Source organism: Mycobacterium innocens (assembly GCF_900566055.1).
Taxonomy (GTDB): Bacteria; Actinomycetota; Actinomycetes; order Mycobacteriales; family Mycobacteriaceae; genus Mycobacterium; species Mycobacterium innocens.
This window is the reverse complement of the sequence record NZ_UPHQ01000174.1, coordinates 1-10187: the sequence shown is the minus strand read 5'-3', so window position 1 is coordinate 10187 and position 10187 is coordinate 1. Positions and strand designations below refer to the sequence as shown.

Genomic DNA, 10187 nt, shown 5'->3' with positions numbered 1-10187 from the left:
GCACCACGAAGCCATGGTGCTGTGGGCCACCGTGACAATCATGACCCGCAAACTCCAACAGGCGACATCAGGCGCACCACCACATCCCAGATGGGGACGCCCCCGTAGCGGCCCGCCAGCGCCCATCGAGCAGGCAGCATAACCGTTTGTGAACAGGCTCTGAGTGAAATCGGTCTTCAGCTCCGCGGTGGCGACTGGCAGTCCGTTGACGAAGAACACCAGGTCCACCGAGCGCTGATCGGCGGTGGAGAAGTGCGCCTGGCGCATGACCCGCACCCGCACGGCTGCGTAGTCGGCGTTGCGTTTCTCGTTGAGTGTCGATTCGGGCTTGAAGACGCACATCTGGAACTTCGCCGCCAGGTGTGAGAACCCCTTGCGGAGCAGGTTGAGGGTGCCGCCACCGTTGTCCAGAGGTGTGTCAAGGACTTTCACGATCCTGCCCAGTAAGTGCGTCTGCTGCTTGGCGATGTCGCCGGAGCCCGGCTTGACGACCTTCGCCAGCTGCTCGGGCTGGGTGTCGGTTAGCCAGCCGAGGATGTCTTCGGGGAACAGGGCGCGTTCGCGGTCATAGCCGGTGTCGTTGGGCGAGTAGAGCCAGCCATGGGCCGCCAGGTGCTCGGCAAACTCCTTTTCGAACTCGATCTCGTTGTGCAAAGCCATGTTTCAGGACACTTCCTGCACGTCGATTTGGCCTGTGATCGCGCAGGCGGCCGGGCCCGCGTTGCAGTCCTTTGCGAGTTCGAGAAAGCCCTCAGATTCCCGACTCAACTCCCGGCCTCCTCTGGAGTTGCCTTCATATCGATGGATTCGGGATCGCCTGGCGAGTCGGCCAGCAATGTCCGCACCGCCGTTTCTAACTGGGGAAGTTTGTCTGTCAGGACCTGCCACACAGGGGCGTCGTCGACGTTCGCGTATCCATGAATCAGGATGTTTCGGAAGGCCACGATCCGCGGCAGTTCGGGAACATGCGCCGCCATGTTGGCGTGGCTCTTCGCCAGCTGACTCAGCGCCTCTCCGACTATCTCGAATTGCCGTTCGACGGCCGAGCGCAGCAGGACGTCGCCCTGGTATTCCGCAAATGTCTTTCCGGCGGCAAATTGGCGCAGGAAGCCAGCGGCGCGCAGCGCGTCCCACAGGTACTTTCGAGGATCAGGCTGCATAGATCGGTTCTCGCGTCTGCATGACGCGCTGTTTGAAGTACGGGTTCGCCAGGCCGGAAAGCGTCACCACGTCAACCGGTCGACCGATGATTTTTTCGAGCCCTTCTTTGAGCGCGAAGTAGTGGTCGAAATCTGGCCCTGCCTCGAACTCGACGAGGACGTCGACATCACTCGTGTCGATGTCGAACGAGTCGCTGACAGCGGAGCCGAACACGTCCAAGCGGCGCACTGACAGCTGACGGCATAACTCCTGAATCTGATGCCGCTTCGACTCGACCACCTCATGCACCGCTATCACCTCCACCTGCATATTCTGCCTGACCGCCCGCGCCGGCGTGCTTAAGGCAGTGGCCCACGTCCGCAGAAGTGCGAGCATCAGGCGGCAGGTTCCCGACACGTCGATCTGACCCGTGACAGCAGCAGTGATGAGCGCCGACCGGCGCTCGCGGGCAAGTTCGATGAAGCGCTCAGTCTCGGCGATCAGAGTGTCGATGTCCTCAGTCGCACGCCGAAGCCGACCGATTTCATTGGCCTGAACCTCGGCCTCAGGGATATCCAGCCGGATATCGCACAAATCGCGGATGTTGATGCGCGGTGTGCGCGCGGATCCGAGGTCTGCACTGCCGATTCCCTTGATGCGGCTACTCATCTCGCTGACGAACCGATCTGTCTTCATCGCCGCTGCAAGCCACTCGCCGTCAATTTGGGGTGCTGGTCGCAGTACAGCACAATCAGGGCTAACGATCCCGTCTTCCGGGGCGAGTCCGAGCGCCTCCTGAAACGCCCGCATGCGATTGATAACAAGGTCGCCTCGTCTACAGACCTTGTAGTTGGAGAGGTCAGCTGCGCGGGCTTCATCACCCGTCACCTCATCCCGACGACGAACGCCCCAATCGATCGAAACGGACATCAGGGGGAGAACTGCTGACACTTCGCTGGCTCGAATGTCGAGTTCCACCAGGCACCACTTCAAGCGCTCTCCGATTCCGACTCGTGCACCTAGTTCGGAGGTCGCCGTTGCATTGCGTCGCTCGCGCAGCATCTCGATCAGGCGCTGTTGCTCATCGATGAGGGTGTCGATGCGGGCCGTCTCGCGGTCGAGGTAGTCGGTGATCGCTAACTGCTCATCAAGAGGCGGAACGGGGAAGGGCATGTCCGCAATCATTGCTCGACGAACCGAATCGACAGTGGATCTGGCGCTACCATCCAAAGCCATCAGATGGAATGCGCTACTAAATGCGAAATAGAAAAATCTCGGCGTCACACGCCCGAACCCATCCAGCACATAGACCCGTTGATGAGCCATGAAGCGGCCGTACACCAGGTGGAATACCTTTGCCACGCCCGCTCCGTCACCCGCGGTGAGGACAGCAGTCGTGTCGAACTCCCAACGATCAGACCTCAGCGGCGCGTCTGACCGAACATAGAACGGGTAAGCACCGTTAGGAACGGCGTCGACAGTGTCGCCGCTCCCCGTGCGAATCCGGACAAGATGTCGTCCGCGGACGACATCCCAGTGAGCCGGAAGTTCATCAAATGTCGGGCGATCGTACGCCGTGTATGCGGGGTAGCGAGCCAGCTCCATCAGCCCTCCACCTCCCGCAACAGGTCCAGAATCATGGCGACCTGCTTCTCCAGTTCGGCGTCGATCTCGGCGAGCGGCCTGGGCGGGATGTACTTGTAGAAATGCCGGGTGAACGGAATCTCATAGCCGACTTTGGTTCTTGCGATATCGACCCAGGCGTCCGGGACGTGCGGGTGGACCTCGGCCTCGAAGTACGCCTTGATCGTCGCTGCCCGGCCGGCGTCACCCGCGGTGTTGCCGCCGTAGGTGAATGGCACGTTCTCCGTGTCTCGCTTCTTCGCATCCGGTTTCGGGTTGCCTTTGCGGTCGGTCACCGACTTGCCGTCGTCGTCGAGCAGCGGCCGTTCGACGATGATCGTCCAGTAGGCGAAGTCATTGGCGATCAACACCTTCGAGTAGTCGGGGTCGGCCTTGTCGAAGGCGTCATAGAGAGCCAGGATGCGGTCGCGGGCCTTAGCATCGACTTCGCGGTTCTTCGCGCCGAGGTTCTTGCGGATCTTCGTCCAGAACGAGGTCGCGTCGATCAGTTGGATCTTGCCCACGCGCTCAGAACGTTTCGTGTTATCCAGGATCCAGATGTAGGTGGCGATACCGGTGTTGAAGAACATGTTCGTCGGCAGCGCGACGATCGCCTCGACCAAGTCCGATTCCAGCAGCCACTGGCGGATCTTGGACGGGCCGGATTCGGCGGCGCCATTGTACAGCGGTGAGCCGTTCAAAACTATCCCGGCGCGGCCGCCACCGTCGTGCGTGGGCCGCATCTTGTGCGCAAGGTGGCATAGAAACAGCATCTGGCCGTCGCCGATGGACGGAAGACCATGCGAAAAGCGGGAACCCGCGGCGAGCGCTTCCTTCTCGACCGCCCCGTGGGACGCCTTCCAGTCGAAACCGTAGGGCGGGTTGGACATGCAGAAGTCGAAGGTGCGGTCCCAGAAGTGGTCGTCGGCCAGGGTGTCGCCGAGCCGAATATTGCCGGCGTCTTGCCCTTTGGCGATCATGTCGGACTTGCAGATTGCATACGACTGGTCGTTGATCTCCTGCCCATACAACCGCAGCCGGGCATCGGGATTGCGTTCCAGCAGCCGCTCCTCGGCGACCGACAGCATGCCGCCGGTGCCGGCCGGTGGGGTCGTAAATCGTGCGGACGGTGCCGGGCTCGAGGAGGGCCTTGTTGTCCTCGGCGAATAGCAGGTCGACCATGAGCCGGATCGCATCACGCGGCGTGTAGTGCTCACCTGCTTCCTCGTTGGAGGCCTCCGCGAATTTGTAAATCAGGTACTCGAAGAGGTCGCCCATTTCGGCGTTGGGCACCGTATCCGGGTGCAGGTCGACTTCGGCGAACTTCGACGTCACCAGGTACAGCCGGTTCTTCTCGTCCAGGGTTGCCAGCTCGTTTTCGAACTTGAACCGCTCGAACACGTCGATGTTGGCTGAGAACCCCGTGATGTAGTCCATCAAATTGGCCCGCAGACCCTCGGGATCCTCAAGCAGACGGGCGAAGTCGAAGGCGCTGGTGTTGTAGAACCCGAGCCCGGTCATGCGTTTTACCTGGACATCCAGCGCTCCGCCGGTGTACTTGGCGGCCAGCGCCCGGACATCGTCGCGAGTGGGTTCGAGGACGCAGTCTAGGCGTCGCAGGATTGTGAACGGCAGGATTACCCCGCCGTACTGGTGCGGCTTATATACGCCCCGGAGCTGATCGGCGATCCCCCACACGAAATTGCCCAGCTTGCTCAAACGCGTTCTCCCCTTCGCAGATGCGTCACCTAGAACGTTAACTACACCAGACCCGATCCGTGGCTTGGTTGGCCACACCGTGCATTGCCCGGAGATCTGTAGAGGCCGCGCCATGTCGAGACTGGCCGTCTGCGAATCCCGGTTGGTCGCCGCCCGCCCCACGTCATCGGCGGTTTTGGCGACCTCTGGCGGTGGGTGTCCAAGTGGCTGGGGCACAGTAGCTATGTCTTGACGGTGTCCACCTACGTCGACTGCATACGCGAAGACGATACGGCGACAGCCCCTTTGAGGGGCGACGGTGAGCAATCTCGAGGATTACCGCGGCCTGTAGGTGCCAGGAGGTAGACTCGGACTGGCCAGCCAGTATCGACGCTCAGTCGATCCAGACCCGCGTGGCACAGTTCCACGCAGTTGTCGGTGTTGCCGCGTCGGCGAGCCGATCGGCGAAAGCGAGGGCTGCTTGCACCACGGTGGCGAATTCTCGTGGCAGTGCAGCGCCATCGGGTCCGAGCCCGGCCCGGTAGTCGATGTCGATCAACCACGTCGCAGCGCGTCGACCTCGACGCCCGCATTGAGGCATTACAGACCTCGGTCAATCGGCTGCTGGAGCTGAAGCGCCGCGCGGACAACACCGCTGACCTGCTGGCCGCGGAGTCGTCGCTGACCCAACGACAGGCCGAGTTGGACTCGCTGCGGGCCCAGCGCGCCACACTTGGCGACCAGATTTCCTACGCGACGATCAACGTCAACATCTCCGCCGAACCGACAGTGACCCGGGTTGGTTTCCTCGGTGCACTCGACCGCGGCTGGCACTCGGTGCTCTCGGCGAGCTACGGCATCATGCTGACGGCCGGGTTCCTGCTGCCGTGGTTGCCGGTACTGGCCGTGCTGGTGTTGGCGGTCGTCTTGGTGCTGCGCCGCTGGTCATTCCCGCGAGCATCCGGTGCGCCCAGCAGCCCGACGACAAGCTCGTGACCACCCGCCCGAGCCGTGGGTGGCCGCTCGTGCGACGACCCGACACTCAGCCCTTGATCGACCCGGTGCGTTTCACCTTGGTGGTGGCGATGCACACCACGTCGCGGTCACCCTGGCTCCAGGTCGCCTGGGTGGGATACAGCACATAAGTTTCGAAGTCCTCGCTGTCTGCGGCATTGGGCGCATAAGCAGCGAACGCCGAAAAGCACCTCTCCCGATAGTCGCTCTCCAGGGTGGGCTGGCCGGGGAAACTACTTGCAGTCACCCGCAATTGCGCATACACCTCACCCTCGTGTGGTTTGGCGCATGACACTTTCGGGAGCATGGTGACCCGCGCATTGTCACCCGGGATCGACTCGATGCAATCCCCGACGGCGAGGCTGGTTGCACGCACCGAACCGTCGTTGGTTACGACGGCAGCGATGATCGCGACCCCGATGAGTAACGTCCACAGCGTGGACAGCACCAGGCCGGCGATTGCCATGCCGCGCCCGCCCTGGCCGCGGGTCTTGATCTGTTTGAGCGCGATGATGCCGAAGATGACACTCAGCAGGACACCGCCGAGGATCCCGAAGATCAGCGAAGCGATCGCAAAGCCATTGGTGCTCCGCGGCGTCGGAGGCAGCCCATAGGCCTGGCCGTACTGACCGGGCTGCTGCGGGTAGCCGCCGGGGAAGCCGGGTTGTTGTGGGTAAGGGCCCGGCCCCGGTGGCTGGCCAGGCGGCGGATATGGCGGCGGCTGAAACGTCATGAGGGCAACCGTAATACCACCTGCGCCACCAAAGGGGGGCGTCGACAATATCCGCGCTATTGGGCAGCCGATCGGGTTTCGCCGCTGTCGCCAGGCGCGTCGCCGCCCGCCCCGCGTCGGAGGCGCAACCGCGCTTCGTTATACTATCTAAGTATCTGCTGGTCCGAGAATGAGAGAGCAGGCATATGCCACGCACAGACAACGACACCTGGGACTTGGCGACCAGCGTTGGGGCGACGGCCACGATGGTGGCGGCAGCCCGGGCGATAGCCACCAAGGCCCCGCATCCCTTGATCGAGGACCGGTTTGCCGAACCGTTGGTCCGTGCCGTCGGCGTGGATTTCTTCACCCGGTGGGCCACCGGCGACCTGGTCGCTGCCGACGTCGACGACGACGAGTCCGCTTGGAAGCTCGAGCACATGCCCGATGCGATGGCCGCACGGACTCGCTTCTTCGACTCGTTCTGCCACGACGCGACGCAGGCCGGGATCCGTCAGGCCGTGATCCTGGCATCCGGTCTGGATGCGCGCGCCTACCGGTTGGCATGGCCGGCCGATATGACGGTGTTCGAGATCGACCAGCCGGCGGTGATCGGGTTCAAGACCGCCACCCTGGCCGGGCTGGGAGCCGCCCCGACGGCCGCTTTGCGCACGGTTGCCGTCGACCTGCGCCACGATTGGCCGAAAGCCTTGCTGCACACGGGTTTTGACAGAAGTCGGCCGACCGCGTGGATCGCCGAGGGGCTCTTCGGTTATCTGCCGCCAGCTGCTCAGGATCGCTTGCTGGACAACATCACTGCGCTCAGCGCCGACGGCAGCCGGCTGGGCTGCGAGGCGGTCCCGGACATGTCGCAGCTAGACGTCGACAAAGCCCGGGAGAGGATGCGCCGGGCCACTGCTAAGTGGCGGGAACACGGTTTCGACCTCGAGTTCGCCGATCTGGGCTACGAGGGCGAGCGCAACGACGTCGGCGGCTATCTTGACCGCCTGGGCTGGCGCTCCGCCGGTATCCGGATGAGCCAGCTGTTGGCCGACAACGGTCTTGCGGCGATCCCCCAAACCAACGACTCGGTGTCGATGGCCGACACCATCTACTACACCTCCGTACTGAGCGCATGACGCAAGCGCGTCGTCGCGGGCTCAACGGCGTCGTCACCCGGATGTGGAGCCTGCTGGCCCCGGCCTACGACCTGCCGGTGTTGCAGCAGTGGGTGTACCGTCCGCCGCACGACGAGGTGATTGCCCAACTACGCGCCCACGGATCGCGCAAGATCGCTGATATCGCCTGCGGCACTGGCATTCTCAGCGACCGTATGCAGCGCGAATTGGATCCCGACGAGATCTACGGCGTCGACATGTCTGATGGCATGCTCAATCAGGCTCGCGCCAGATCCAACCGAGTGCACTGGTTACGCGGCCCCGCCGAGCAACTGCCCTTCGACGATGGCGCACTCGACGCCGTGGTGACGACCTCGGCGTTTCACTTCTTCGATCAGCCTGCGGCGTTGCGGGAATTCCATCGGGTGCTGGCGCCCGGCGGGCTGGTGGCCGTTGCGGCCCTGAGCGCACGCCAACCGCTGCTGCAGGCACCCTCGGCCGGCAGGTGGAAGCCGCAGCACAATGCCTCGCCGGCCGAGATGTGGACACTGTTCGAAGCCGCCGGGTTCGTCGTGAGCGATCAGCACCGGGTCCGGCGGCCGGTCTGGACGAAGATCGTGTCAGACCTGATCACCGTCGGCACCAAGAGCCCAACGGCGACCACATAAGAACGCCCTACGGGCGGTGCCCGCAAACCCCGAAGACGTTGTCACGCACGCGCTGACTCCGCGCGCATCTTCTCGGCGAACAAGCCGACTGCCGTAACGGCCGCAGCGTGACGGTGATCTCGTCGATCAAGCCGTCGGGCCTGGTATGGATGACATCGCAACCCTCGATCTCGAGGCCATCCACATTGGCGGTGAAGACCAAGGCGTGATCGCCGCTGCGATCGGCGCACATCTATACCCGGTGGCGCAAACCGTCAAAGACGTTTGCGACGGCGGTGATAACAGCCGCGACGGTGCGGCGGCCCCGGTAGGGCCGGTACGCGATGGGACTGTGCAGGATGGCGTCGTGGGTGAACAGGTCACCGATGGTGGTGACGTCGCCTGACTCGATAGCGGCGCGGAACGCGTGCACGGCGACCTCCTTTACAGGGGCAGCGCGTTGCCCACGGCGACCGTGACGGCGGCGACGAGGATCAGTGCGGTCAACGCGACGTTGCGCGGCTCCCGAAGGTAGGCGTGGGAACCGATCGTGCCCGCCATGACGACCGCGAAACCGCCTGCGGCGACCGGGGTGAGAAATTCCGCGACGCCCAGCGGTCGGGGCACCAGGATGCCGATCGCACCGAGCAACCCACACAGCGCTGCAAAGCGGACCTCCGGCATCGGGAACGGTGCGATACCGGTTTGCCCAAGCGCGATGAGCCGGTCCTTGGGCAGGCTGATCTTCAACAGCCCTGACGCGGTGAAAATCGCGGCGAGCACGACGTGCAAAGCCCACAGAAACGCATTTATCACCAGCCTCCTCGCTCGATAGTGGTGCACCTTGAAGACACGTCACGGGGCGTCGATGTGACTCGTCGAGGCGGTGACCTTGGTCACAACGCCTCGTTGTCGCGGCAAGGTGGACCGCCAAAGGCTGGCGCGACGATGGGTTGCCGCAGTCAAGAAGGCGACGCCGGCCGCGGCTTCGCACCGTCGACGCCGGCAAACACTGGTTCGGTCAGTCGTCCGCGCGCCGGGTGATAGCCATCGGCACCGTCCAGGTCCACGCCGTCTCGCCGGTGTCCGGCGTGGTCATGTCCAGTCGTGTACCGCGCGCGGCAAGCTGCTGCGGGAGTAGGGCCGTTAGGTCGGTGGCCGCCGTCGGACTTGGGGCTGTTCTGGATTTTTCGATCACGGTGACCACCAGGTCGGTCTCATAGCTGGCCTGCAAGATGATCTCGTCGGCGATTGCATGCCGCAGAATCGCCGTGACCAGCTGCTGCACCGCGTCGTAGAGCGCGCTCGTGATGGTTCTGTCGATGGTGTCCAGCGGGCCGGTGAAGAAAACCTGGAATCTGGCGTCCAGAGCTTCGGTCACTTCGCCGAGCAGATCCGACATGCGCAGCCGAAAATTGGTCTCGTCGCCGGTCGGTATGTCGAGTTGGTTGATGGTGTTGCGGACGTCGTTGATGACGGCGTCGAGTTCGCGGACCGACTCGCCGATGCGTTCGGCGACGGCCGGCACTCGAGCCAGCGGCAAGACTGCGCTGAGTTGCAGACTGATGAGAAACAACCGCTGAGTCAACGAGCGATGCAGTTCCAGGGCGATGCGTTCGCGCTCGGCCGCTACTCGTGAGGTCCGTGCGTGCGCTTCGGCGAGTCGCAGATTCACCAGGTTGTCCACCCGCGCTCGCAGCTCGCCCAGCTGGAATGGCTTGGACAGATATTCGTTCGCGCCGGCGTGTAGCAATGCCAGCCTGGATTGGTCGTCGGAGCGGGCGGTGAGGATCAGCACCGGTGTGTTGGCCAACGTCGGGTCGGCGCGCACCTGATGCAGCAGTTCGTCGCCGCTGAGCTGCGGCATCATGATGTCGCACACGATCAGGTCCGGGCGGTGCGCGCGGGCCAGCTCCAGTCCGGACCGCCCGTCGAACGCCGCCTTGACTCGGTAGTGCGGCGATAGTGCTTGGCACACAAAGGCATTGAGGTCGACGTTGTCTTCGATGACCACGATGACAGGTTTGGAGTCTGCGTGGTCCGGTTCGCGCTGGAGCAGCGCTGTCGAGATAGCGGTGATATCGGCGATCGCACCGGCGGCGTCTAGATGAGTAATTCCCAACCTTGGTCAGTGGTCGTAGGCGATCAGTGACCTCTTGACTGGGCTGTTGATCTTCCAGTTGTGCCAGATCACAGCGGCAAGGGCGAGGAGGCGCTGGGCGACGCGGGCGTAGA

Annotated in this window: 10 protein-coding genes and 2 pseudogenes; 3 read left to right on the top strand and 9 right to left on the bottom strand. The window is 63.4% G+C overall.

Translation table 11 applies throughout. From position 1 onward, the window contains the following. The 4 genes and pseudogenes from EET03_RS17400 to EET03_RS17385 form a co-directional block, all read right to left on the bottom strand. Window positions 1-660: type I restriction endonuclease (locus EET03_RS17400; RefSeq protein WP_244232419.1), on the bottom strand; the 660-nt coding region annotated here is incomplete at its 3' end. Between the two features lie 104 nt (window positions 661-764). Then, window positions 765-1160, bottom strand: coding sequence for a HepT-like ribonuclease domain-containing protein (locus tag EET03_RS17395; RefSeq protein ID WP_075541629.1), 396 nt, complete (start codon window positions 1158-1160; stop codon window positions 765-767). Then, on the bottom strand, window positions 1150-2745 hold the full coding sequence (locus EET03_RS17390; protein ID WP_122508798.1) for a nucleotidyltransferase domain-containing protein: 1596 nt from the start codon (window positions 2743-2745) through the stop codon (window positions 1150-1152). Before EET03_RS17390 ends, EET03_RS17395 begins: the two co-directional genes overlap by 11 nt. Next, window positions 2745-4482 (bottom strand): annotated as a pseudogene (locus tag EET03_RS17385) (type I restriction-modification system subunit M). The gene EET03_RS17390 and the pseudogene EET03_RS17385 overlap by 1 nt, the downstream one beginning before the upstream one ends. 483 nt (window positions 4483-4965) lie before the next feature. Between EET03_RS17385 and EET03_RS17380 the strand changes: the two are divergent. Further along, window positions 4966-5457, top strand: coding sequence for a DUF4349 domain-containing protein (locus EET03_RS17380; RefSeq protein ID WP_244232418.1), 492 nt, complete (start codon window positions 4966-4968; stop codon window positions 5455-5457). A 46-nt stretch (window positions 5458-5503) separates the two neighbouring features. Here EET03_RS17380 and EET03_RS17375 read toward each other — a convergent pair whose 3' ends face one another. Continuing rightward, entirely contained in the window at window positions 5504-6208 is a 705-nt protein-coding gene (locus EET03_RS17375) for a DUF4190 domain-containing protein (RefSeq protein ID WP_082274501.1), read from the bottom strand. A gap of 185 nt (window positions 6209-6393) precedes the next feature. Between EET03_RS17375 and EET03_RS17370 the strand changes: the two genes are divergently transcribed. Both EET03_RS17370 and EET03_RS17365 read left to right on the top strand, forming a co-directional pair. Then, the gene (locus tag EET03_RS17370) at window positions 6394-7326 is read left to right on the top strand and encodes an SAM-dependent methyltransferase (RefSeq protein ID WP_075541627.1); all 933 of its coding nucleotides are present in this window, start codon (window positions 6394-6396) and stop codon (window positions 7324-7326) included. Further along, window positions 7323-7973, top strand: a complete 651-nt coding sequence (locus EET03_RS17365; protein WP_075541626.1) for a class I SAM-dependent methyltransferase — start codon at window positions 7323-7325, stop codon at window positions 7971-7973. Before EET03_RS17370 ends, EET03_RS17365 begins: the two co-directional genes overlap by 4 nt. 232 nt (window positions 7974-8205) lie before the next feature. On the opposite strand, the gene EET03_RS17355 is transcribed toward EET03_RS17365, so the two are convergent. The 4 genes and pseudogenes from EET03_RS17355 to EET03_RS17340 form a co-directional block, all read right to left on the bottom strand. Further along, window positions 8206-8385, bottom strand: coding sequence for a nuclear transport factor 2 family protein (locus EET03_RS17355; RefSeq protein WP_082274499.1), 180 nt, complete (start codon window positions 8383-8385; stop codon window positions 8206-8208). A gap of 11 nt (window positions 8386-8396) precedes the next feature. Beyond that, the gene (locus EET03_RS17350; RefSeq protein WP_208649079.1) at window positions 8397-8768 is read right to left on the bottom strand and encodes a DoxX family protein; all 372 of its coding nucleotides are present in this window, start codon (window positions 8766-8768) and stop codon (window positions 8397-8399) included. A gap of 205 nt (window positions 8769-8973) precedes the next feature. Continuing rightward, complete coding sequence (locus tag EET03_RS17345) at window positions 8974-9966, bottom strand: ATP-binding response regulator (RefSeq protein ID WP_167470655.1); 993 nt, start codon at window positions 9964-9966, stop codon at window positions 8974-8976. Between the two features lie 114 nt (window positions 9967-10080). Next, a pseudogene (locus EET03_RS17340) lies at window positions 10081-10187 on the bottom strand (IS982 family transposase); the annotation flags it as partial.